The 24,091-nt window shown below is 71.9% G+C and carries 20 protein-coding genes; 14 read left to right on the forward strand and 6 right to left on the reverse strand.

All coding sequences use genetic code 11. From position 1 onward, the window contains the following. Positions 1-36 precede the first annotated feature (36 nt). Positions 37-1,155 carry a right-handed parallel beta-helix repeat-containing protein gene (locus AC156L_RS08985; protein WP_330877066.1) on the reverse strand — a complete coding sequence of 373 codons (1,119 nt, stop codon included), beginning with the start codon at positions 1,153-1,155 and terminating at the stop codon, positions 37-39. A gap of 676 nt (positions 1,156-1,831) precedes the next feature. On the opposite strand from AC156L_RS08985, the gene AC156L_RS08990 reads away from it, so the two are divergent. Both AC156L_RS08990 and AC156L_RS08995 read left to right on the forward strand, forming a co-directional pair. Continuing rightward, complete coding sequence (locus AC156L_RS08990; protein ID WP_330877067.1) at positions 1,832-3,151, forward strand: YVTN family beta-propeller repeat protein; 1,320 nt, start codon at positions 1,832-1,834, stop codon at positions 3,149-3,151. 149 nt (positions 3,152-3,300) lie between these two features. After that, a complete protein-coding gene (locus AC156L_RS08995; RefSeq protein WP_330877068.1) occupies positions 3,301-4,614 on the forward strand; it encodes a UDP-glucose dehydrogenase family protein in 1,314 nt (437 codons plus the stop codon). A gap of 144 nt (positions 4,615-4,758) precedes the next feature. On the opposite strand, the gene AC156L_RS09000 is transcribed toward AC156L_RS08995, so the two are convergent. Then, positions 4,759-5,940: a sugar efflux transporter gene (locus tag AC156L_RS09000; protein WP_330877069.1), complete on the reverse strand. Its 1,182-nt coding sequence runs from the start codon at positions 5,938-5,940 to the stop codon at positions 4,759-4,761. Positions 5,941-6,170: 230 nt separating this feature from the next. Between AC156L_RS09000 and AC156L_RS09005 the strand changes: the two genes are divergently transcribed. Further along, complete coding sequence (locus tag AC156L_RS09005; protein ID WP_330877070.1) at positions 6,171-7,796, forward strand: serine/threonine-protein kinase; 1,626 nt, start codon at positions 6,171-6,173, stop codon at positions 7,794-7,796. Positions 7,797-7,826: 30 nt separating this feature from the next. Here the strand turns inward: AC156L_RS09005 and AC156L_RS09010 are convergent, their stop codons facing one another. Beyond that, positions 7,827-8,600 carry an enoyl-CoA hydratase/isomerase family protein gene (locus AC156L_RS09010; protein ID WP_414719925.1) on the reverse strand — a complete coding sequence of 258 codons (774 nt, stop codon included), beginning with the start codon at positions 8,598-8,600 and terminating at the stop codon, positions 7,827-7,829. Between the two features lie 92 nt (positions 8,601-8,692). Here AC156L_RS09010 and AC156L_RS09015 point away from each other — a divergent pair, with 92 nt between their 5' ends. From AC156L_RS09015 to AC156L_RS09040, 6 genes are all read left to right on the forward strand, one after another. After that, entirely contained in the window at positions 8,693-9,454 is a 762-nt protein-coding gene (locus AC156L_RS09015; RefSeq protein WP_330877071.1) for a DeoR/GlpR family DNA-binding transcription regulator, read from the forward strand. A 142-nt stretch (positions 9,455-9,596) separates the two neighbouring features. Then, positions 9,597-10,547, forward strand: coding sequence for a 1-phosphofructokinase (gene pfkB, locus AC156L_RS09020; RefSeq protein ID WP_330877072.1), 951 nt, complete (start codon positions 9,597-9,599; stop codon positions 10,545-10,547). Continuing rightward, positions 10,532-10,984, forward strand: a complete 453-nt coding sequence (locus AC156L_RS09025) for a PTS sugar transporter subunit IIA (RefSeq protein WP_330877073.1) — start codon at positions 10,532-10,534, stop codon at positions 10,982-10,984. The genes pfkB and AC156L_RS09025 overlap by 16 nt, the downstream gene beginning before the upstream one ends. Beyond that, positions 10,981-12,432 (forward strand): PTS fructose transporter subunit IIC, encoded by a 1,452-nt coding sequence (locus AC156L_RS09030; RefSeq protein ID WP_330877075.1) that lies wholly within the window; start codon positions 10,981-10,983, stop codon positions 12,430-12,432. The genes AC156L_RS09025 and AC156L_RS09030 overlap by 4 nt, the downstream gene beginning before the upstream one ends. A gap of 186 nt (positions 12,433-12,618) precedes the next feature. Continuing rightward, positions 12,619-13,161, forward strand: coding sequence for a helix-turn-helix transcriptional regulator (locus tag AC156L_RS09035; protein ID WP_330877076.1), 543 nt, complete (start codon positions 12,619-12,621; stop codon positions 13,159-13,161). Positions 13,162-13,332: 171 nt separating this feature from the next. Continuing rightward, positions 13,333-14,559, forward strand: a complete 1,227-nt coding sequence (locus AC156L_RS09040; protein ID WP_330877077.1) for an ABC transporter substrate-binding protein — start codon at positions 13,333-13,335, stop codon at positions 14,557-14,559. A 40-nt stretch (positions 14,560-14,599) separates the two neighbouring features. On the opposite strand, the gene AC156L_RS09045 is transcribed toward AC156L_RS09040, so the two are convergent. Continuing rightward, a complete protein-coding gene (locus AC156L_RS09045; protein WP_330877078.1) occupies positions 14,600-16,933 on the reverse strand; it encodes a Tex family protein in 2,334 nt (777 codons plus the stop codon). Positions 16,934-17,124: 191 nt separating this feature from the next. On the opposite strand from AC156L_RS09045, the gene AC156L_RS09050 reads away from it, so the two are divergent. From AC156L_RS09050 to AC156L_RS09060, 3 genes are all read left to right on the forward strand, one after another. Beyond that, positions 17,125-18,537, forward strand: a complete 1,413-nt coding sequence (locus AC156L_RS09050) for an NAD(P)/FAD-dependent oxidoreductase (protein ID WP_330877079.1) — start codon at positions 17,125-17,127, stop codon at positions 18,535-18,537. After that, entirely contained in the window at positions 18,537-19,406 is an 870-nt protein-coding gene (locus AC156L_RS09055) for a patatin-like phospholipase family protein (RefSeq protein ID WP_484406762.1), read from the forward strand. Before AC156L_RS09050 ends, AC156L_RS09055 begins: the two co-directional genes overlap by 1 nt. A 67-nt stretch (positions 19,407-19,473) precedes the next feature. Further along, positions 19,474-20,382: an alpha/beta fold hydrolase gene (locus AC156L_RS09060; RefSeq protein ID WP_330877081.1), complete on the forward strand. Its 909-nt coding sequence runs from the start codon at positions 19,474-19,476 to the stop codon at positions 20,380-20,382. Here AC156L_RS09060 and AC156L_RS09065 read toward each other — a convergent pair. Both AC156L_RS09065 and AC156L_RS09070 read right to left on the reverse strand, forming a co-directional pair. Next, positions 20,374-20,943, reverse strand: a complete 570-nt coding sequence (locus AC156L_RS09065) for a hypothetical protein (protein WP_330877082.1) — start codon at positions 20,941-20,943, stop codon at positions 20,374-20,376. The two genes, AC156L_RS09060 and AC156L_RS09065, sit on opposite strands and share 9 nt — an antisense overlap. After that, positions 20,940-22,328 carry a WS/DGAT/MGAT family O-acyltransferase gene (locus tag AC156L_RS09070; protein WP_330877083.1) on the reverse strand — a complete coding sequence of 463 codons (1,389 nt, stop codon included), beginning with the start codon at positions 22,326-22,328 and terminating at the stop codon, positions 20,940-20,942. The genes AC156L_RS09065 and AC156L_RS09070 overlap by 4 nt, the downstream gene beginning before the upstream one ends. Before the next feature lie 163 nt (positions 22,329-22,491). Here AC156L_RS09070 and AC156L_RS09075 point away from each other — a divergent pair, with 163 nt between their 5' ends. Together AC156L_RS09075 and AC156L_RS09080 are read left to right on the forward strand one after the other, a co-directional pair. After that, complete coding sequence (locus AC156L_RS09075; RefSeq protein ID WP_330877084.1) at positions 22,492-23,304, forward strand: esterase/lipase family protein; 813 nt, start codon at positions 22,492-22,494, stop codon at positions 23,302-23,304. A 93-nt stretch (positions 23,305-23,397) separates the two neighbouring features. After that, positions 23,398-24,075: a Crp/Fnr family transcriptional regulator gene (locus AC156L_RS09080; protein WP_330877085.1), complete on the forward strand. Its 678-nt coding sequence runs from the start codon at positions 23,398-23,400 to the stop codon at positions 24,073-24,075. Positions 24,076-24,091 lie beyond the last annotated feature (16 nt).

Genomic DNA, 24,091 nt, shown 5'->3' on the forward strand with positions numbered 1-24,091 from the left:
CCGGCGCCGGGTGCGGGCCCGTCGCGCGAGCAGCGGTCAGGGGGAGACGGCCTGGCCCTCGTTCTCGGCGACGCCGGGGTTGTTCGCGAAGTTGTCGCGCCACTCGGCCCACTTGTAGCCGAGGCCCTTGTCGGTCACGTACGACGCGCCCCAGCCGGTGCTGTTGAACCGGTTGTCGACGGCCCGCATGTTGCGGCCGTACTTGTTGCCGAAGCCCGCTTCCAGGCCGAGATTGTAGCCGCCGCCCTCCAGCAGGTTGCCCTCCAGGGTGACGTTGTCGATGTCGCCGCCGTAGGTCTGGATGAACATGGCGCCGGTGTCGTTCCCGGTGGAGCAGTCGATCCGGTTGTTGCGGAAGACCAGCCGGCGCTCGGGGTTCGAGCCGGTGGGGAAGTCGCGGACCGTGGCGCCGTCGTTGTGCGAGTCGCCGCCCGCGCGCAGCTTGGTCACGTAGTTGCCCTCGGCGACCGCGTCGAGCGTCTTGCCGGTGTTGAAGAAGCAGATGCCGGAGCCCATGCCGTGCACGTAGTTGCGCTGGAGCGTGGCGACGCCGAGGAACGCGCACGACTTCGCGATCGTCGTGGCGGACAGCTTCGAGCCGTCGATCTCGGAGTCGCGGATGGTGACGGGGCTGCCGGTGACCTGGCAGCTGTCCTCGCACGGCCCGTTGGTCGTGACGATGTGGGAGCCCTCGTTGAGCTGGTTCGGTCGGACGCAGGACTTCTCGATCGTGATGTCGCCCGCGAACAGGGTCAGCGACGTCTCGATCCGGACGCCGGAGATGACCGCGCCCGCCGGGGGAGCGTCACCGCCCTTGTAGAGCGGGAGGGAGTCGCACGAGAGCCCGTGGGCCGCGAGGCCGGTGTTGCCCGCCGTCAGCAGCCAGCCGGGGGTTCCGGCGGGGGCGGGGGTCCCGGTGGCCGGTGGGGGCTGCACGGCCGGGGGCTTCACGAGCGAGGTCGGCTGGGGGGTGGTGGGGGGTGCGGCGGAGCTGGGACCCGGTTCGGAGCCGCTCGACGACGCGCTGGTTGATGTGCTGGTCGAGGGCGCGCCGGAATCGCCCGCGACCAGGCTGGGTCTGGCACCGTGCCCCGGCGAGCACGCCGCCAGGACCACCGCACCTCCGGACAACAGCACGGCAAGTCTCTTCTTCACTGCTCTGGACCTCCAGGCGCGTTCCCGTCGGAGTAGTTCGTGGAGCGCGCTCACGTGTATTCCGGCGACCCGCTGCAATGCCTCGCGGAACTCGGGACGTCCGCGTACACGGGTCGTTCACCGGGCCACACACTGCACGCAGGGCAGGCGCCCGTCAAGCCGTGACCACCCGGTTTCCGTTGTGGGACAACGTCATGATCGTGTTCGCGCGGGTGTGAATCCCGAGGTGGGCAGCCATATCACGGAACAATCAAGGCCGGTGCGGGATTGTGGCGCGACTTCGGATTCGGAAGATCGGTGCCCGATGAATCCCGGTAGGCGGGAACACTGCGTGAACAGCGGTTTCACGGCGAGTGGCAATTCCACGTGACGACAAAGCGCACCGACGCCGATTCGAGGTGGGGTGATGACCGTCGGGACCGTCGATTCCGCCCCGGTGCCCGCCGATCCGCTCCCGCTGTTCCCGCGCCGTTCTCCCCGGTGATCGGCCGCCGTTCCCGAGCGGTCGCGGAGTTCGTACACGATCGGCGCGGACAAGGTCGGGTCGCCACGCAGCGTGACGAGATCGGCGGTCCCGGTCGGCCGGGAGGTGGACGACGGCCGGACGGGCTAACGCCGCTCCGCCCGCGCGCGATGTCCGCTCTGGGTCGGGTTCTCGCGCCAGGAGGCAGCACACATGCAGCTACTCGATCGACTTCGTCCACAGTCGACGGTCGTCGGCGTCGCCGCGCTCGCCGCGGCGCTGCTCGTCGCACCCGTCACGGCGTCCGCCGCGCCCGCGGGCCGGGTGCTCGGCTACGTCGCCAACAACGGCGGCGGCGTGTCCGTCATCGACACGGCCACCAACGAGGTGACCACGACGGTCGCCGACGGCGGCGGTGGTTCGCCCTACACGGTCGACGTCGCGTTCGACGGCACGCGCGGGTACGTGACCAACGTCCGGGACAACACCCTGACGGTCGTCGACGCGCCGACCAACACCGTCGACGCGACCGTCGCGGTCGGGGCGCACCCCGCGGGCGTCGCGGTCTCACCGGACGGCGGCCACGTCTACGTCACCAACTACGGCGACGGCACCGTCTCGGTCGTGGACGTCGCGACGCTCACCGTCGCCGCCACCATCGCGGTGGGCCCCAACCCCGACGGCGTCACCTTCACGCCCAACGGCAGGACCGCCTACGTGGCGCACGACGTCGCCGGGCCGGGCACCGTGTCCGTCATCGACACCGCCACGAACACCGTCGTCGCGAGCATCGCCACGGGCAGCACCCCGACGGCCGTGGACGTCACGCCCGACGGCACCCGGCTGGTCGTCGTCAACAAGGCGTCCGACAACGTCGCCGTCGTCGACACGGCGACCAACGCGGTGCTGGGCACCGTCGCCGTCGGCTTCACCCCGCACGGCGTGTCCATCACGCCGGACGGCGCGCGGGCCTACGTGACCAACAGCGAGTTCGACACGGTGTCCGTTGTGGACGTCGCGGCGCGCGTGCTCGTCGGCTCGGTGCCGGTGGGCGACCGGCCGATCGGCGTATCGCTCACCCCCGACGGCACCAGGGCCTACGTGACCAACAACGGCAGCGGCACGGTGTCGGTGATCGACACCGCGACCCTCGCCGTCACCGCCACGATCCCCGTCGGCGCTCGGCCGGTGGGCGTCGACGTCCACCGCGTGCCGCCCGCGGGCAGCACGCTCAGGGCGGGCTCGGCCACGCTGACGCTCCGGATCCTCGGCTTCACCGTGCGCAGCCTCGACGCGAAGCTCACCCAGACCCGCACCGGTGCCCCGGTGGCGGGCCGCAAGATCGTGTTCCGCACCGTCGGCGGCCTGCTGCTGTGCGGCGCCACCACCGATTCGACGGGCGTGGCGAAGTGCGACGCCTCGGTGTACCCGCTGGTCGGGGTCGGTGTGCTGCTCCAGGGCTACACGGCGAGCTTCGCCGGTGACGACGAGCTGGCGACGGCGGCCTCGCACGGCGCCATCACGCTGCTCTAGCGGGCTGGTCGCCCCGGTCCCGGCCGGGGCGACGAAGTTCACCGTCCGACCGCGTAACGGTTTCCCCGTGGTCGGACGACAAGGAGGTGTCGGCTCGATACGCGGCGGCGGTCGGCGCGCCCGGCCATCGGACAGGGGAGTGTCGCAAGGTGTTCATCCGACGGATCGCAGTGATCGGGACGGGCTACGTCGGTCTCACCACGGGCGCCTGCCTGGCTTCCCTCGGTCACCGCGTGGTGTGCGCCGACGTGGACGTGGAGAAGGTCGAGCGGCTCACGCGCGGCGAGGTCGACATCCTCGAACCCGGACTGCCCGAGCTGGTCGCCGAGGGCATCGCGTCGGGCCGCCTGTCGTTCGTGGTGGGCGCGTCCACCGCGGTGGTGGCGCACGACGGCGGTGCGGAGGTCGTGTTCCTCTGCGTCCCCACGCCGATGGGCGTCGGCGGGCTGGCCGACCTGAAGGCCGTCGAGTCCGTCGTGGACGAATGCCGCTCGCTGTTCGCCGAGGGCTGCGTCATCGTGAACAAGTCCACCGTGCCGGTCGGCACGACGGTCCTCACCTCGGAGCTGTTGGGACGTCCGGACATCTCGGTCGTCTCGAACCCGGAGTTCCTCCGCGAGGGCTCCGCCGTCAAGGACTTCCTGAACCCCGACCGGATCGTGGTCGGCTGCGACGACCAGGACGCGGCCGAGCGGGTCGCCGCGCTGTACTCCCGGCTCGGAGCGCCGACGGTGCTCACCGACGCGGCGAGCGCCGAGATGGTCAAGTACGCGGCGAACTGCTTCCTCGCGATGAAGCTGTCCTACGTCAACGCGGTCGCCGAGCTGTGCGAGCGCCTGGGTGCCAACATCTCCGACGTGACCGAGGGCATGGGCTACGACCGCCGCATCGGCCAGTCGTTCCTGTCGCCCGGTCCCGGCTGGGGCGGTTCCTGCCTGCCGAAGGACACCCACGCGATGCTCCAGGTGGCGGACGCGGCCGACTTCGAGTTCCGGCTGCTGCGCGCCACGATCGACACCAACGACCGGCAGCGCCAGCGCATGGTGGACAAGATCCGGCTCGCCGTCACGGGCAAGCGCACGGGATCGCTGTCGCACGTGCGGATCGGCGTGCTGGGCCTGACGTTCAAGGCGGGCACGGACGACCTGCGCGACTCGCCTGCCCTCGCGGTGGCCGCGCTGCTCAAGCAGGCGGGCGCCGAACTGGTCGGCTACGACCCGGCGATGGGCGCAGGCTCCTCGGTCGCGGTGGGCATGGACGTCGTGGACGACCCGTACCTGGCGGCCAAGGACGTCGAGGCGCTGGTCGTGCTCACCGAGTGGCCGGAGTTCCGCACGCTCGACTGGGCGAGGGTCGCCGGGCTGGTGCGCAAGCCGGTCGTCGTCGACACCCGCAACCTGCTCGACCCGGACGTGCTCAGCCGGGCGGGCCTGAAGTGGACCGGACTGGGCGGTCACCGCTAGGTCCCACCGAACTCGGAGGGGTTCGCGCCGCGGCAGGGGTGGCGTGAGTCCCACCGATATCCGGAGGGGGTTTTCGTCGCGGCAGGGGCGACGGAAACCCCCTCCGACCCCTTGAGGCCCTCCCGCGACGACGCGGACCCGGTGTCAGTCCGCGCGGGGGCGGACCGCCAGCAGCAGCGCGAGGCCGAGCACGGACATCACCAGGCTCATGCCGTAGGCCGTGCGGTAGGTCAGCACCTGCGCGAGGGCGAGCAGCGGGCCCGCGAGCATGGTGGCGACCGTGGCCGAGTTGGTGAACATCGTCGTGGCGTGGCCGGGCCGCTCCGGCGACAGGCTCTGGAAGTACGAGATGCCGATGCCCATCACCGCCGAGATGACGACGGCGCTGAGCACCTGGGCCGCGGCGACGTGCCACGTGCTGCCGGTCAGCAGCATCGCGGCGTGGTAGCCCACGCCGACGACGGCGCCGGCGAGCACCAGCGTGCGCTGGTCCACCCGCGTGGCCAGGACGCCGAAGCCGATCATCAGCGGGATCTCCAGCGCGGCGCACAGGCCCATGATCAGGCCGACGTCGGTCGTCGTGCCGCCCAGCTGCTCGGTGACGAACAGCGGCAGCGTGACCACGCCGAGGGAGATCGCGCCCTGGAGGAGCACGAAGGCGAGCACGGGCAGGGCGAAGCGCGGCGGCGGGCCGGGCACGACCGGCTCGGCGTCCTCCTCGACCGGCGGCGCCGCGGCGACCTCCGGCAGGCGGAGGGCGAGCAGCGCGACCACGGCGAACACCAGCCCGGTCGCGGCGAACAGGCCGGTGAACCCGGTCCGCGCGACGAGCAGCGCGGCCAGCGGCGGACCCGCGACCCAGGCCAGCGAGATCAGCGTGCGCAGGCCGGTGATGATCAGCGGTGCCCTGGTCGAGCCGCCGCGCTCCAGCACCTGGCGGGCGTAGGCGAACATCTGCGGCAGCAGCGACGACGCCACGGCCACCAGAGTCGCCGACACCGCCAGCAGCACCCAGTAGTTCCGCAGCACCGCGAACAGGCCGTACCCGACCGCACCCGTGACCGCGCCGACGATCAGCAGGGTGCGGCGCACCGCCCGAGCGTCGGACAGGCGGCCGAGCAGCGTGCTGGCCACCAGCGACGCCAGCGGCGTGACCAGCAGGAACGTGCCGAGCGCGAGCGGGCTCGCGCCGACCTCCTGGCTGAGGAACACCGACATGAAGGGGAACGCGAGCGCGGCGCCCAGACCGACGGCCGCGCTGACGAGGGACAGGGGGACGAGCGACCGCACCCGGAAGGGCGCGGGACGCTCGGTCGTGACAGCCACCCGTCCATCCTCCCAACCCTCACGGCCCTGGTGAAATCGATTTAGCCCAGGACGTGAGCCATCTCTCGCACTTGATCACTATAACTTCAGTGTTGACCGAAATAAGTGCTCACAGCCGTGGTCACGTGCGTGAACGGTCACCGAACGATCGCGGAAAGTCGCAGGTCACCACGAACAGGTGGTCGATCCCTCTACTCTGGAAGGGCCGACGGCATGAGGAGGAAGTACAGGTGCAGCCACTGCCCGTGGACGGGCCGCAGCGCATCGGTGACTACGTGCTGCTCAGAGGGTTGGGCAAGGGCGCGATGGGGGCCGTGTACCTCGGTCGCTCGCGCGGCGGGCGTCCGGTCGCGGTGAAGGTGGCCCGCGCCGAACTCGCCGAGAGCCCGGCCTTCCGCGAGCGCTTCCGCCGCGAGGTGGACATGGCGCGGTCGGTCGGCGGCTTCTGGACCGCCGCCGTCGTGGACGCCGACCCGGACGCCGACCGCCCGTGGATGGCCACGGAGTACGTGGTCGGACCGAACCTCCAGCAGGCCGTCGAGACGCACGGGCCGCTGCCCGAGCAGTCGGTGCGCAGGCTGGCCGCCGGACTGGCCGAGGCGCTGGTCGCGATCCACGGCGCAGGCCTGGTGCACCGCGACCTCAAGCCGTCCAACGTGCTGCTCGCCTCCGACGGTCCCCGTGTGATCGACTTCGGCATCGCGCGGGCGCTGGAGCACTCCGCCCTGACCGAGGCGGGCGTCGTGTTCGGCACCCCCGGCTTCCTGTCGCCCGAACAGGTCACCGGCACCCGGATCGGTCCGCAGAGCGACGTGTTCGCGCTCGGCGCCGTGCTGGTCTACGCCGCGACCGGCCGAGGCCCGTTCGGCGACGGCTCCACGGCCTCGCTGGTCTACCGCGTGGTGCACCAGGAACCCGACCTGGCGCACGTGCCGCCCGCGCTCGTGCCGCTGATCGTGCCCTGCCTCGTCCGCGACCCGGACCACCGCCCGACCCCGGCCAGGCTGCTCGCCACGATCGACGTGCCGCACCTGGACGACACGTGGCTGCCCGCGCCCGTGCGGACGCTCGTGGAGCAGCGGCACACCGAGCTGAGCGCCCTGCCCGTGCCGAACGGCGCACCGCCGCCGAGCGGCAAGCCCGCGACGCGGATGATGGCCGAGGCCGCGCCGGTGATCGCGGGCGCCGCCGCCAAGCAGGTGCAGCGGGCCGTGCAGGCGGTCGTGGACAAGGCCAAGGCCATCGAGGCGAAGGCCGTGGTGGCCAAGGCGATGGAGCCCAGGGCCGTCGACCGGGCGCCGAAGGTCGAGAAGAAGGCCAAGCCCGCGCCGGTCGCGCAGCCGAAGAAGCCCGTCGGCGTCCGGTTCAAGGAGTCGCGGACGTCGGACATCGGGTGGGGGCTGGTGACCGGGTTCATCACCCTGGTCGCGCTCGCCTTCCAGGGGTCCGGCCAGGTGCAGCAGGACGTCCAGTACGTCGCGCTGATCACCGCGCTGGTGTTCTCGCTGTGGTCGATCAGGATGCTCGTCGGCGCGCTGCGCCCGCGCCTCGGCCTGGAGGTGGGGCCGGACGGGCTCACCGTGTCGAGCGGCAGCCAGGAGCGGAAGCTGCCCTGGTACGCGATCTCCAGGGTCAAGGTCGTGTACCGGCGCGGCAAGCCGTGGCTGGTCGTGTGGCTCGTCAGCGCGGCGGCTGAACCGGCGACGGTGGGGCACGGGACGTTCAAGCCGTACAAGGGCGGCTACCGCGCCTACCCGATCTCCCACGAGAAGGCCAAGACGAGGCAGGGGCAGGACGTGGGCGAGCTGCGCTCCGCGCTGGCCTGGTACGCGGCGTCGTCGTTCGACCCCCGCTAGAGCCGGGCCCGCTGCCCGGTCCTGCCCGGTTCAGCGGCCGGTGAAGGTGGCCTTGCCCGGACCGTCGGCGAGGAACGAGCGGACCGCGTTCGGCAGGTCCTCGGTGGCGAAGAGGGCGGCGGCGATCGTGGTGACGTGGGCGTTCGCCTCGGGCACGCCGCCGTTCTCGAAGTGCGCCAGCACCTCCTTGGTCGCCGCGTGCGCCCGCGTCGGGCCCGCGGCGAGGGTCGCGGCGAACTGGCGGGCCGCGTCGTCGAAGCCGTCGTCGGCCAGGACGCGGTTGACCACGTTCCACCGCTCCAGCGTCGCCGCGTCGTAGCGCTCGCCGGTCATCACGAACTCCTTGGCGCGGCCCACGCCCGCGCGGGCCGCCAGGCGCTGGGTGCCGCCCATCGTGGGGGTGAGGCCGATGACCTTCTCGACCAGGCCGAACTTCGCGCGTGCGGCGGCGAGGATGATGTCGCACGCCACCGCGACCTCGAACGCCCAGGTCAGCGTGAGGCCGTGCGCGGCGAACACGGTCGGGAACGGCAGGGCGGCGATCCGGTCCGGCAGGTCGAGCATCCGGTCGAACAGCACCTTGGCCTCGGCGGGCCCGTTCTGCGCCGAGAACAGCGACACGTCGACGCCACCGCTCACGACCTTCCCCTCGGCGCGGACCAGCAGTGCGCGGGGTGCGTCGTCCTCGACCTCGGAGATCGCCGAGATGAGCTGTTCGTGCAGCTCGGCGGTGTAGAGGTTCAGCGGGGGAGCGTCGATGGTCAGGACGGCCACGCCTGCCGCGTCGCGTTCGAGTTTCACCACCTCGCCACCCTCTCACGGCAATAGGGTCTTGACACTGTCGCAACAACGGTCACAATCGGTTCTCAACGGGCAGCAACCGGAGGGAACCGGGCATGTACGCGGCGGAACGGCACCAACTCCTGGCGCAGAGGTCCCGCCGCGACGGCCGGATCGACGTCGGCGACATGGCCGCGGAACTCGGCGTCGCCCCCGAGACGATCCGCCGCGACCTCGGGGTGCTGGAACGCCAGGGCATCGTCCGCCGCGTGTACGGCGGCGCGGTCACCGTCGAACGCCTCGACTTCGAACCCGGTGTGGCGCAGCGGGACCAGACCAACGCCGCCGAGAAGGACCGGATCGCCCGCGCGGCGCTCGACGAGATCCCCGAACGCGGCACGGTGCTCATCGACGCGGGCACCACCACCGCCCGCCTGGCCACGCTGCTCCCGGCCGACCGCGAGCTGACCGTCATCACCAACTCCGTGCCGGTCGCCGCGATCGTCGCGTCCAGGACCGCCATCACCCTGCACCTGCTGGGCGGACGGGTCCGCGGCACCACCCTCGCGGCCGTCGAGTCGTGGACGCTGAACGCCCTGGACGGCCTGCTGGTGGACGTCGCGTTCCTCGGTGCCAACGGCTTCTCCGCCACCCGCGGCTGCACCACCCCGGACATCGCGGAGGCGGCGGTGAAGGCGGCGATGGTGACGGCCGCCCGCCGCCGCGTCGTGCTCGCCGATTCGAGCAAGCACGGCGCCGACCAGCTGAGCCGCTTCGCCGCGTGGGCGGACATCGACGTGCTGATCACCGACACCGGCCTGGACGCCACGGCGATCCCGGAGCTGGAGGACGCCGGACCGCGGGTGGTGCTGACGTGACCGCCCGGAACTGCCGGACCACCGGCCCGGCCTGTCGATCCCTGGCCTGCCGGATCCGCCCGTTCGGGCCTCGGCGGTCCCGAACCCGGCGAACTCGCCTCCCCCGAACCCGCCCACCCCGCACCCGCGGGGCGGTGACCCGGTGATCGTCACCGTCACCCCCAACCCGAGCGTCGACCGGACCGCCACCCTGGAGCACTTCCGGCGCGGCGACGTCCTGCGGGCCACCTCCACGCGGCTCGACCCCGGCGGCAAGGGGGTCAACGTCGCCCGTGCCCTCGCCGCCGCGGGCACGCCCACCGTCGCCCTCCTCCCCGCGGGTGGTCCCGAGGGCGACCGGTTGGCGGCGCTCCTGGCCCCCGAGGGGGTTCCGGTGGTCGCGGTGCCGATCGCCGGGGCGACGCGGAGCAACATCGCGCTGGTCGAGCCGGACGGCACGACCACGAAGGTCAACGAGCCCGGCCCCGAGCTGTCGTCGTTCGAACTGGCGGCGCTGGAGGCCCGTGCGGCGCTCCTGGCCGCGCGCGCCGAGTGGCTGGTCTGCTGCGGCAGCCTCCCCCTCGGGGTGCCGTCGGACTTCTACGCGCGGCTGGTCCGGGTGGCCCGCGAGGCAGGGGCGAAGGTCGCGGTCGACGCGTCCGGGGAGGCCCTCGCGGCGGCGTGCGCGGCGGGGCCGGACCTGGTGAAGCCGAACCTGGACGAGCTGGTCGAGCTGGCCGGGCACCCGCTGCCGAGGCTGGGTGACGTGCTCGACTTCTGCCGCGCGCTGGTCGGCGGCGGGGTCGGCGCGGTGCTGGTCAGCCTGGGCGCCGACGGGGCGCTGCTGGTCGACCAGGTCGACGCGTGGCACGCGCGGGCCGAGCCGACCGAGGTCCGCAGCACCGTCGGCGCGGGGGACGCGGCGCTGGCCGGGTTCCTGCACGCCGGGGCGTGCGGGGAACGGGCGTTGCTGGCGGCGGTCGCGTTCGGGGCGGCGGCCGTGGCGCTGGAGGGCAGCCGGATGCCGAAGGACGTGCGGACCGACGGGGTGCGCCGCACCGACGTCGACGAATCACTCAACCTCAGTGGAGCCGCGGCATGGACGCCGAACTGATCACCACGGAACTGGTCGACCTCGACCTGGCCGAACGCGACCGCCGGGCCGCCGTGCGGTCCCTCGCCCAGCGGCTCGTGGACGCGGGCCGGGTGACCGACCTGGAGCTGTTCCTCGCCGACGTCGAGAAGCGCGAGGCGCGGATGGCGACCGGCCTCGAAGGCGGGATCGGCATCCCGCACTGCCGCTCCGCCGCGGTCACCGCGCCCACGCTGGCGTTCGGGCGCAGCACCGGCGGCGTCGACTTCGGCGCGGACGACGGGCCCGCGACGCTGATCTTCCTGATCGCCGCGCCGGAGGGCGGCGGCGCGGAGCACATGACGATCCTCGCCGCGCTGGCCCGCAGGCTCGTGCGGGCCGAGTTCAAGCAGACCCTGACCGCCGCGACCGACCCTGCCCTCGTCGCCGCGTACGTCCGCCAGGAGGTGGCCCCGTGAAGTTCGTCGCCGTCACCGCGTGCCCCACGGGCATCGCGCACACGTACATGGCCGCCGAGTCGCTGGAGCAGGCGGCGAGGGCCGGCGGGGACACCATCGAGGTGGAGACCCAGGGCTCGGCCGGATCGGCCCCGCTCGACCCGGCGGTCATCGCCGACGCCGACGCGGTGATCTTCGCCGTGGACGTGGCCGTGCGGGGCCGGGAGCGGTTCGAGGGCAAGCCGGTCGTCGAGGTCGGCGTGAAGCAGGCGATCAACGGCGCCGCGGCGCTGTTCGAGCAGGCCAAGGCAGCCGTGGCGGCCGGGCCGCCCAAGACCGGTGCCCCCGTGCCGACCTCCAGGGTCGGCGCGAGCGACCGCACCGGCGCGAAGGTCCGGCAGTGGTTGATGACCGGCGTCAGCTACCTGATCCCGTTCGTCGCCGCGGGCGGTCTGCTCATCGCGCTGAGCTTCGCGCTCGGCGGCTACGAGATCGTCGACGCCCCGAAGGTGACCGACCAGTTCGACGCGCTCTCGGTGCGGGGCTGGGCCGCGCTGATGTTCCAGATCGGGTCGGCGGCGTTCGGGTTCCTGGTGCCGGTGCTGGCGGGGTTCACCGCGTTCGCCATCGCCGACCGGCCCGCCATCGCGCCGGGGTTCGTCGGCGGCGCCATCGCCGTCACGGTCGGCGCGGGCTTCCTGGGCGGCCTGGTCGCGGGCCTGCTCGCGGGCGGGGTCGTCAGCGCGCTGACGCGGGTGAGGGTGCCGCGCTCGGTCGCGGGGATCATGCCGGTGGTGGTCTACCCGCTCCTCGGGTCGGTCGTGGTCGGCGTGCTGATGTACGTCGTGGTCGGCAAGCCCATCGCCGCCGCCACGACCGGGCTGACGAACTGGCTCAACGGGCTGAGCGGGACGAGCGCCCTGCTGCTGGGCGCGCTGCTCGGGCTGATGATGGCGTTCGACATGGGCGGGCCGGTCAACAAGGCGGCGTACGCGTTCGCCGTCGGCGGCCTCACCACCGGCACCGGGACCTCGCTCCAGATCATGGCCGCGGTGATGGCGGCGGGCATGGTGCCGCCGCTCGCGCTCGCGCTGGCGTCGACCGTTCGCAAGGCGTTGTTCACCGACGTGGAACGGGAGAACGGGCGGGCAGCGTGGTTGCTCGGCGCCTCGTTCATCACCGAGGGCGCGATTCCGTCCGCCGCGGCCGATCCGCTGCGGGTCATCCCCTCCATCATGCTCGGCTCGGCCACGACGGGCGCGTTGTCGATGGTGTTCGGAGTGACCCTGCGCGCGCCGCACGGCGGTATCTTCGTGCTGCCCCTGATCGGGAAACCGCTGCTGTTCGTGGTCGCGCTGGTGATCGGAACGGTGATCTCCGCGGTCGCCGTGATCGTGCTGAAACATCTGAAGGCCGGCGCTCCCCGCGGTGCCGAGCCGGTGGTGAGCACCAGCGCCGCGAGCGCGTGATTGCCTGATCGGGAAGAGGGTCCGGCCGCCGATGATTAGTTCTCGCGGACCTACACCGACGCCATTGCTATAAGAGTCATATGGGTTTGGTATATGTCATGTGATCTGCATCACTTGACTAGACAAAATCACCACAGTTAAGTAGGGGAGTAGTTATCGGCCGCTGAATGAAATGGGGATCAACCAGTGGCTTTCATCATTGAGATGATTTTCCGAGACGCTGGCGACGTGCGCAGATCGATTCACGTGGCACATCGTGATTACTGGAAGCGTCTTGCCGATCAGGGAGTCCTGATCGGCGGCGGGTTGGTGGGTGACGGTTCGGCGGCGATGCTGCTGTGCCAGGCCGCGGACGAGCAGGCGGTCCGCGAGCTCATCCGAGCCGACCCGTACATCAGGTCGCACGTGATCGCGGAGCTGCGCGTTCGCCAGTGGCACGTCCTCATGGGCGTCCCGCAGGTGGAACGTCCGGAGCCCGCGTTGGTGCGCCCGCGTGACGGGCAGGCGGTCGACGCGATCGACCACGACCCGCTCACGCCGCACGAGCGGCGGATCGCGCTGATGATGTTGGAGGGCAAGACCAACCGGCAGATCGCCGAGCACTTCTCGGTGTCCACCCGTGCGGTCGAACTCCACATCACCCGCATCTACCGCAAACTGGAGATCGGTCGCCGCGCGCAGCTCGCCGCGGCGATGTCCTGGGGGCAGGGTCAACGGTCCTACCTGTAGGCACGACGGCGTCCTTCGCTCTGGAAGGGCGCCGTTCGGCCATTCCGCGCGGGGTACGGGCGGGCACGTCAATGGTTCACGCCGGTGGGTCATGTCACAGTGGGCCCCACTGTCGCCATATGAGATGAATAGACTGCTACCAGTTGGTAACTTCTCTGGTAGGAGCCTGTCGTGCGCCGTCCTGTCCTGGCCGCGGTCCTCTCGGCCGCCCTGGCCGCGTCGGCCTGCGCCTCCACCGGGTCAACCGCCGTGAAGTCCGGTCCGGGGGTCACCGAGGACGCGATCTCGTTGGGCGTCCTGACGGACATGAGCGGTCCGTTCGCGCCGACCGCGCTCGTCCGGATCAAGGGCTACGAGCTGTTCATCGGGGAGCTGAACGCCCGCGGCGGCATCTGCGGCCGCCAGGTGCGGCTGACGACGAAGGACCACGGGTTCACCGTCCAGCGCGCCCTCGACGGCTACTTCGAGCTGGAGCCGGAGGTCCTCGGCTTCCTCGACATCACCGGCGCCGCCATGACCGCCGCCATCGCCCCCGACCTGATCCAGACCCGCGCGCTCGCCGCCCCGGTCTCCTGGTCGGCGGCACTGCTGGGCAACCCGCACATGATGATCGTCGGCGGCACGTACGACATCGACGTGATGAACGGCCTCGACCACCTCAAGCGCACCGGTGTGATCGCCGACGGCGACACCATCGGGCACGTCCACGTCGAGGGGGACTTCGGCAAGAACGCGCTGGAGGGCAGCACGTTCGCCGCCCAGCAGTGGGGCATGACCCTGGTCGAGAAGCCCGTCGCGGAGTCGGCGGGCGACCTGGGCACCCAGATCGCCGCGCTGAGGGCGCAGGGCGCCAAGGCCGTCGTGCTCAGCACCAGCCCGGCGCAGACGGCGCTGGCCGTCGCCGCCGCGGCCGGACTCGGCTGGAAGGTCCCGTTCCTGGTCAACGTCGCGGGCTTCGACCCGGCGATCCTCAAGTCGCCCGCCGCCGAGGCCGTGGTGGAGCAGGTGCGGGTCGTCTCGCCCATCGCGCCCTACGGCGCCGACGCGGCAGGGCCGCAGGCCGTGGCCAGGGCGTTCGAGGCCGAGAACCCCGGCATGGAGGCCAACGGCGCGGTGAACCACGGCTACGCGGTCGCCATGGCGTTCGCCGCGGTGCTGGAGAAGGCCTGCGCGGACAAGGACCTGACCCGCGACGGCGTGCTGCGCGCGTTCCAGGACACCAACGGCGTCGAGACCAGCGGCCTCACCGGCCAGCTGCGGTTCTCCCTGGCCGGCAGGCCGTCGGCGACGCAGTCCTACGTCGCCCGCCCCGACGCGAGCGTGAAGGGCGGCCTCGCGGTGAGCGAGAAGCTGTTCGAGTCCGACCTGGTGAAGGCCAAGGGCACGCGCGCCAAGTAGCGACCGCGCGGCGGGCCCGCCGGGCCCGCCGCGACCGCTCCTACTTGCCGAGCCCGGCGCGGCGCAGCGCGTCGGCCATCGCGCCACCAGCGGGAGCGCGGTCCTGGCGCTGCTTCTGCTGCCCGCCACCGCCGCCGCGCTGGCCCTGCCCGCCGCCGCGCTGGCCCTGCGGCCTGCCGCCACCGCCGCCGCGGTTCTGCTCCTTGGGCTTGCCAGGCTCGTCCTGCAACCTCAGCGTGAGGCCGATCCGCTTGCGCGGGATGTCGACCTCCATGACCTTCACCTTCACCACGTCACCGGACTTCACGACGTCGCGCGGGTCCTTCACGTAGTCGTTGGACAGGGCGGAGATGTGCACCAGGCCGTCCTGGTGCACGCCGATGTCGACGAACGCGCCGAACGCGGCCACGTTCGTCACGACGCCCTCCAGCACCATGCCGGGCTTGAGGTCGCCGAGCTTCTCGACGCCGTCGGCGAAGGTCGCGGTCTTGAACGCCGGACGCGGGTCGCGGCCCGGCTTCTCCAGCTCCCGCAGGATGTCCGAGATCGTGGGCAGGCCGAACTTGTCGTCCACGAACTCCTCCGGCCGCAACGACTTCAGCAGCGCCACGTTGCCCACGACGGACTCGCCGCCGACGGACTCCTGCATCCGCCGCACCACCGGGTACGCCTCGGGGTGCACGGTCGAGCCGTCCAGCGGGTCGTCGGCGTTCGGGATGCGCAGGAAGCCCGCGCACTGCTCGAAGGCCTTGGGGCCCAACCGGGCCACGTCCTTGAGCGCCTTGCGCGAGCGGAACGGGCCGTTGGAGTCGCGGTGCAGCACGATGTTCTCCGCCAGCCCGGACGTGATGCCCGAGACGCGGGTCAGCAGCGGCGCGGACGCGGTGTTCAGGTCGACGCCGACCGCGTTCACGCAGTCCTCGACCACCGCGTCGAGCGACTTCGACAGCTTCGTCTCCGCCAGGTCGTGCTGGTACTGGCCGACGCCGATGGACTTCGGGTCGATCTTCACCAGCTCCGCCAACGGGTCCTGCAACCGGCGGGCGATGGAGACCGCGCCGCGGATCGACACGTCCAGGCCGGGCAGCTCCTGCGAGGCGAACGCCGACGCGGAGTACACCGACGCGCCCGCCTCGGACACCATCACCTTGGTGAGCTTGAGGTCCGGGTGCCGGGAGATCAGGTCGGCGGCCAGCTTGTCGGTCTCGCGCGAGGCGGTGCCGTTGCCGATCGCGATCAGCTCGACGTCGTGCTTCCTCGCCAGCCCCGCGAGGGTGTGGATCGACTGGTCCCACTTGTTCGCGGGCACGTGCGGGTAGATCGTCTCGTGCGCCACGACCTTGCCGGTCGCGTCGACCACGGCGACCTTCACACCGGTGCGGAAACCGGGGTCCAGGCCCATCGTGGCGCGGGTGCCCGCCGGGGCGGCCAGCAGCAGGTCGCGCAGGTTCGACGCGAACACGCGCACGGCCTCGTCCTCGGCGAACTGGCGCAGCCGCGACCGCAGGTCGATGCCGAGGTGGACGAGGATGCGGGTCCGCCACGCCCAGCGCACGGTGTCGTTCAGCCAGCGGTCGGCGGGACGGCCGCGGTCCGCGACGCCGAAGCGCTGCGCGATGGCGGTCTCGTAGCTGCTCGGGCCCTCCTCCGGTGCCTCCTCCGGCTCCAGCACCAGGTCGAGCACCTCCTCCTTCTCGCCGCGGAACATCGCGAGGATCCGGTGCGACGGCAGCTTCGTGAACGGCTCGGAGAAGTCGAAGTAGTCGGAGAACTTCGAGCCGTCCTCCTCCTTGCCGTCGCGCAGCTTCGAGACCAGGCGCCCGCGCGACCACATCCGCTCGCGCAGCTCGCCGATCAGGTCGCCGTCCTCGCCGAACCGCTCGACCAGGATCGCCCGCGCGCCCGCCAGCGCCGCCGCCGCGTCCGCGACCTCCTCGGTCACGAAGCCCGCCGCCAGCTCCTGCGGGTTGTGCGACGGGTCGCCGATCAGCTGGTCCGCCAGCGGTTCGAGGCCCTGCTCGCGCGCGATCTGCGCCTTCGTGCGCCGCTTCGGCTTGAACGGCAGGTAGAGGTCCTCCAGCCGCGCCTTGGAGTCCGCGGCGAGCAGCTGCGCGTGCAGCGCGTCGTCCAGCTTGCCCTGGGTGCGGACCGAGTCGATGACCGCGGCCCGCCGCTCCTCCAGCTCGCGCAGGTAGCCGAGGCGCTCCTCCAGCGTGCGCAGCTGGGTGTCGTCGAGCGTCCCGGTCACCTCCTTGCGGTAGCGGGCGATGAACGGCACGGTGGCTCCGCCGTCGAGCAGCTCGACGGCCGCTGTGACCTGCCCCGCGCGTACCCCGAGCTCGTCGGCGATCCTCTGGTCAATGGAAGTCGTCACGGTCAGGCATTGTGCCCGGCTTCACGCCCCCGCGGTCGTGCGGGTGCCGCGACCCGCGCGTCGTCCCGCTGGGCCGTTGGGCCCAATCGGTACCGCCGTCGGGCGACCCCGGACGCCAGGAGTTGACGGAACGCCGCACCAGGCCCCATAACCGGAGTCGTTCTCACGTTCATTCATCCGAGGAGTCGCGCGTGCCGTCCACATCCGCCCGGAAGTTCGCCGAGATCAGCACCCCGCACCCGCCCGCCCGCACGGACGTGGTGGTGCGGAGGGCCGTCGTGCTCGGCGCGAGCATCGCGGGGCTGCTGGCGGCGCGGGTGCTCAGCGACCACGCCGAGGAGGTCCTGGTCGTCGAGCGCGACGCGGGCGGCGCCGACGGCGAGCCGCGCGCGGGCGTCCCGCAGGGCGGCCACGTGCACGCCCTCCTCGCCGCGGGCAACGTGCAGCTCGACCGCTGGTTCCCCGGCTTCACCGAGGCCGCCGTCGCACTGGGCGCGGTGCTGCCGCCCCGCGACGGCGTGAGGTTCTACCGCAACGGCGCGCTCCGGCTCGGTCCGCCGCCCGCGCACGCCCCGGCGCTGGTCAGCACCCGCCCGTTCCTCGAACGGCTGGTGCGCGAGCGGACCGCGGCCGTGAGCGGCGTCGAGTTCGCCACGGGGCGCGCGAGCGGCCTGGTGTTCGACGGCGACCGGGTCGCGGGCGTCCGCTACGTGCCGGAGGGCTCCACCGAGGAGGTGGTGGCGACCGCGGACCTCGTGGTCGACGGGATGGGCCGGTCCAGCAAGCTCGGCGACTGGCTGGCGGAGGGCGGCTGGCAGCGCCCGCCGATGCGGCGGATGCCCATCAGGCTCAACTACGCCACGGCGCTGTTCCGGCGCGACGAGGCGGTCAGCGACACCTGCGTGGCCGTGTCCACGTCGGACTCCGCGCCGAGGGAGGGGAGGGTGGCGCGGATCGCGGGCATCAACAGCGTCGAGGGCGACCGGTGGATCATGCTGATCTCCGGCTACGACGACGACCGCCCGACCCGCGACCCCGAGGACTTCCGGACCCGCTGCCGCCGCGACTTCCCCGTGCCCTTCGGCGACATCGCCGAGCGCTGCGAGATGATCGGCGACGTCGCCACCTACCACCAGGCCGACAGCAGGCGCCGCGACTACCACCTCCTGGACCGCCTGCCCGCGGGCGTCGTGGCCGCGGGCGACGCCGTCGCGTCGTTCAACCCGGTCTACGGTCAGGGCATGGCGTCAGCGGCCCTGCACGCCTCCTGCCTCTCCGCCTACCTGCGCTCCGGCCCTGACCCGTGCGCACCCGCGAGGTCCTACTTCGACGACGTGAAGGTCGTCGTGGACGCGGCCTGGCGGGTCTCCACCCTCGCCGACCTCTCCCTCCCGCACGTGGACGGCCCGTACCCGCGCGGCTACCCCGTCATCAAGCGGGTGGCCGACCTGGTGTTCGAGGCCTCCGCCACCGACCCGGTGGTAGCCGCACGGATGTCCGAGGTCACCGCGATGCTCACCCCGCCGTCAGCACTGGCCAGTCCCGGCACGCTCCTGCGGGCGGTCCGGGTCGCCCTGCGCCCCGGAAAGCCCACCGCGCCGTGATCGCGCTCCCCGGCCCCGTCGGCTTCGTCCTCGGTGGCGGCGGCAGCCTCGGTGCCGGCCAGGTCGGCATGCTGACGGCGTTGGCCGAGCACGACATCGTCCCCGACCTCGTGGTCGGCACGTCGGTCGGCTCGGTCAACGGCTCGCTGCTCGCCCTCGACCCGGAGGGGGCGCCCGAACGGCTGGCGCTGATCTGGGCGCACATGACCCGTCCGCGCGTGTTCCCCGGCGGCCCGATCGCCCAGTTGCGGACGTTGCGCGCCCACAAGAAGTTCCTGTTCCCCAACACCGGTCTCGCCACCGTGGTCGAGCAGGGGTTGGGCGGTGCCGCCGACTTCACCGACCTGCGCCTGCCGTTCGGCGCGGTCGCGGTCGACTCCCTGACCGGCCAACCCGTGCTCATCCGCACCGGGCCGCTCGTCCCCGCGATCCTGGCCAGCAGCGCCATCCCCGGCGTCTACCCGCCGGTGCGCCTGGACGGCCGCGTCCTCTACGACGGCGGTGTCCTGGCCAACGTGCCGATCCGCCAGGCGCTCGCGATGGGCGCGAAGTCGTTGGTGGTGCTGGACTGCGCGTTCCCCGGCCACCTGCCCACGGTCCCGGAGACCCTCGCCGAGACGCTGCTGTTCTGGGCCACCCTGAGCATGCGCAACCAGGCCGTCCTGGAGGTCGAGCTGGCCTCCGCGGAGGTCCCGGTGCTCTACCTGCCCGGCCCGCCGGTCCAGCCGGTGACACCGCTCGACTTCAGCCACACGGCCGAGCTGATCGCCAGCTCGTACACGGCGTCGACCGCGTTCCTGGACACGGTGGCGGTCGACGGGCCGGGTCTGTACGGCGCTCCCGGCGGGCCGCCGGTGGAGACGGTCTAGGGGTTCCGCCGCCACTGTGCGCCAGCTCCACTACCGATCGGTAGCCTCAAGCGACATACTGGTCGGTATGACTGCGATGAGCGTGGCGAACTGGGGCGGGACCAGCCGTTATGCCGATCTCGACGGCCCGGTGCACTACGTCGACTTCGGTGGGCCGGACGACCGGGACGCCCCGACCGTCGTCCTGGTGCACGGGCTCGGCGGGTCGCACCTGAACTGGTGCCTGCTCGCGCCCCGGCTGGTCGAGCACGCCCACGTCGTGGCCGTGGACCTGGCCGGGTTCGGGCTCACGCACCCCGAGGGGCGGCGCACGACGGTCGCGGCGAACGCCCGGCTGCTCGACCGGTTCCTGCGCGAGGTCGTGGGGAAGCCGGTCGTGCTGGTCGGCAACTCGATGGGCGGGATGATCTCGATCCTGCACACCGCGGCCAACCCGGACACGGTGACCGCGCTGGCGCTGGTCGACCCGGCCCTGCCGCTGGTCTTCGGCGTGCGGCCGGACCCGCTGGTCGTGTCGACGTTCTTCCTCTACGCCCTGCCGGGGCTGGGGGAGCGGGTGCTGGCGAGGGCCAGGTCCGGCCAGACGCCGCGCCAGCAGGTGAAGCAGGTGATGAACCTGGTGTGCGCCGACTCGAAGGTCGTGCCGGAGGAGCTGGTCCTGGCGTCCATGAGCCTGATCGAGCAGCGCGCCGAGGTGCCCGGCCTCGACGAGGCGTTCCTCGCGGCGGCCAAGTCGATCGTCCTCGTCAACGCCCGCCGCGGCGGCTACTGGCGCGCGATGAGGAACATCCGGGTGCCCGTCTTCCTGATGTCGGGCGACAAGGACCGGCTGGTCCCCGTCGGATCGGCGAGGGCCACCGCGGCGCGCAACCCGAGCTGGCGGTTCGACGTGTTCGAGGGCGTCGGGCACGTGCCGCAGATCGAGGTCCCGGACGTCGTCGCGGACCGGCTGCTGGACTGGCTCGGCTCACGCTGAGCGCAGCAGCCGCGCCAGCCTGCTGAGCGGAACCCGTTCCCGCCACTGCTCGGACCGGGCCGTGACCACGACCTCGCCCGGCGCCGTCCCGACCCCGGTCAGCCGCAGACCGCCGGGCAGGTCGGGCACCGGGACCTGCCTGCGCAGCGGCAGGAACCCGGTGCGGACCCACAGCTCGCCGTCCCGCACGGACGGCACCAGCGGCACGACACCCCACCGCAGCACGCCGTCCGCGTCGACGTCGAGCCTGCCGATGTCCTGCGCGCCCAGCACCAGCTCGACGTCGACCGGTGCCGCCACCAGCGTCGGACCGGGGTTGACGTGGACGTTCGCGCAGCTCACGGCGACCTTCCTGGCGGTCCGCGCACCCCACTCGACGTCCTCCACGACGACCCGCACGTCGTCGAACCGGCCGAGCGCCACCCCGAGCGCGCCCAGCGTGCAGTCGACGTCGACGACCGTCATGGTCGCGTCGGCCTCGCCCACCCGAACGGTGACCCTCCGGTCCGTCAGGGGTCGGGTGGCGAGCTGGAGGACGGACTGGACCAGACCGGGGATCACCCTGCGGGCGTCGCCGCGACGGCCAGCAGCTCGTCGAAGCCCGCCCTGATGCCGTCGGCCAGCACCTGCACGTCCGGCACGCCGTCGAAGTCCGCGTTGATGCCGAACGTGATCCGGTCGAGGTAGGAGAAGATGCCGATGGAGATCCGCATCGTGCTGGCGATCGGCACGTAGGGGTAGATCTCCTTCAACGCCCGGCCGAGCATGAACAGCGGCACGCGCGGGCCGGGCACGTTCGTCGTCACGGTCTGGAGGAGCTGCTGCGGGAACCGCATCGCGGTGCGCGACCCCAGCGCCAGCAGCGTCGGCGCGGCGAAGTTGCCCGCCTTCGTCAGCACGTCCGCGCCCGCCGCCTGGCGGCTGCCCTTCAGGTCGTCCATCTGCTCGCGGATCGACGCCAGCCGCTCCAGCGGCCCCAGCGAGCTGACCGGCAGGTTCACCAGCACCGCGCTGACCCGGTTGTCCAGCCGGTCGTGCTCGTCCGCCGCGCGCATCGACACCGGCACCATCGTCCGCACGACCTGGCCGTCGACGAGTTCACCGCGCTTCGCCAGCAGCTCGTGGAAACCGTGCGTGATCGCCGTCAGGATGACGTCGTTGACCGTGCCGCCGACCGCCTTGCGGATCTGCTTGACCTCCGCGAGGTCCGCCTTCGCCCACACCCAGCGGCGGTGGGGGCCGATCGGGCCGTTCAGCGAGCCCGCCGTCGACGAGGTCAGCCGCTTCGCCGTGCCCGGCAGGCTGCCGAGGACCGCGCGGCCGATGTCCAGCAGCTCCGACCCGCTGCGCAGACCCCTGGCGAACGCCGGGATCGCGGCCAGGTGCTTGACCGGCGTCAGCACCGCGTCGCGCACGCCGTCCACCACGAGGTCGAGCTGCGACGGGCTGGGCTGCGGCGTCCACGCCTTCGGCTCCGGCAGCTCGGTCCTCTCGCGCCAGTCGAGCAGCAGCTGCATCAGGTCCGTGCCCGCCACGCCGTCGATCATGCAGTGGTGGACCTTGGAGATGATCGCCCAGCGCCCGTCCTCCAGGCCCTCGACCAGCCAGACCTCCCACAGCGGCTTGCTCAGGTCGAGCCGCTGCGCGAACAGCCTGCCCGCCAGGTTGCGGAGCTGGTCGTCGCCGCCGGGAGAGGGCACGGCGGTGTGGCGCACGTGGTAGAGGATCTGGAAGTGGTCGTCGTCGACCCAGACGGGGCGGCCGACGTGCAGCGGGAGGCTCCTCACGCGCTGCCGGTAGCGCGGCACGCTGTCCATCTTCGAGAGGAAGAGCCTGATCACGTCGCCGTACGACGGTGCGGGGCCCTCGAACACGAGCACCGATCCGACGTGCATCGGCACGTTCTCGTCCTCGATGAAGTAGAAGCTTGCGTCCATCGCGCTCATCCGGTCCACAGTGGAGACCGTAGGACTCGCGGTCCGGCGGAGTCCAGGACCACTGGGGTGAGAGCGCGCCCAACCGAGACGTTCTAGGGGTGGCGCAATTCACTTTCAGGAAACATCATGGACACATGCAGTGACGGATTTGCCGACGGAACGGGGGATGGCGATGACAGCCGTACCTTCAGACGCCTACTCCCCGCTGCCGGACGAGCCTCCTCTTCCCCTCGTCGAGGGTCAAGCCCCCGGTCTGCTCTGGTACCTGACGGAACCGACGAGGGCGGCCGTGGACATGGGCCAGTTCGCCGCCACCCGGCAGCTCCTGCGCGCCGCGCCGAGCGGCGACGGCCACCCCGTGATGGTGCTGCCCGGCCTCGGCGCCTCCGACGGCTCGACGTCCGTGCTCCGCCGCTTCCTCGCCAAGCTCGGCTACGACGTCCACGGCTGGGGTCTCGGCCGCAACATCGGCCCGACCGTCCCCGCCGTCCAGGGCATCCGCGCCCAGTTGCGCGCGCTCGGCAAGGTCGACAAGGTCAGCATCGTCGGCTGGAGCCTGGGCGGCATCTTCGCCCGCGAGATCGCGCGGGAGCACCCGGACCTGGTCCGCCAGGTCATCACGATGGGTAGCCCCTACGCGATGACCGACATGCGGCAGACCAGGGCGAACCCCGCCTACCAGCTGCTGTCCCGCTTCTACACCGCGGGCGCCGAGCACCCGCCGCCCGAGCGCGGCCGCCCGGCGTTCCCGGTGCCCGCGACGTCGATCTACTCCAAGACCGACGGCATCGTCCCGTGGCAGGGCTGCGTGTCCGACCCCGGTCCGAGGGCGGAGAACGTGGCGGTCTCGTGCAGCCACCTCGGGTTCGGCTACAACCCGTCCGTCATGTGGGTGGTGGCCGACCGCCTCTCCCAGCCCTACGGCTACTGGCGTCCGTTCACGCCCCCGCCGGGGATGGCGGGCATGTACCCCAGGGCCGCGTAGTCCCCACGACGAAGAAGCCTGCCCCGATCTGTCGGGACGGGCTTCTTCGTCGTGGGCCTTGCCCGCAGTTGAGTGTATCTTTACACTCAGGTCATGGCTGAATTATCCTCTTCTCCGGGTGATCCCCTCCTCACCGAGGAGGAGCTGCTGGCGCTCCGGTCGGTCGGCCGGGTCATCCACCGGCAGGAGGGGCACGTCTTCATCAGCCAGGGCGAGGAGACGGACTTCGCGCTCCTCATCCTGAAGGGGCACGTCAAGATCGTCGTCGGCAAGCCGCCGAGGATCGTCGCCATCCGCGGGCCCGGCGAGATCGTCGGGGAGATGGCCGCCATCCGGCAGAAGCCGCGGTCGGCCAGCATCATCGCGCTCGACGAGGTCGAGGTGCTCCACCTGCCCGCGACCGAATGGCTGAAGTTCCTCTACGACCACCCCCGCGCGATGCACGCGCAGCTCTACGCCGCCGACGAACGGCTGGAGCAGGCGACGCGCAAGATCGTGGAGTCGGACCTGGCCGTCGAGCAGCGCCTGGCGAAGGCCATCGTGGAACTGGTCGACAGCGGGGTCGGCACGCCGGGTGAGGGGGGCACGCTCCTGCGCTTCAGCCAGCAGGACCTGGCCACCCTGACCGGGGCCTCGCTCGACTCGGTCAAGAAGATCATCCGGACCTTCCGGGACGAGCGGCTGGTCGACACCGGGCGTCAGACCCTGCTGATCCGCGGGATCGGCGACCTGGCCCAGATCGCCGACGGCAACCGCACCGCTCTGCTGTGACCGCGGGGAGGTCGTC

It is taken from the genome of Umezawaea sp., from assembly GCF_057122925.1.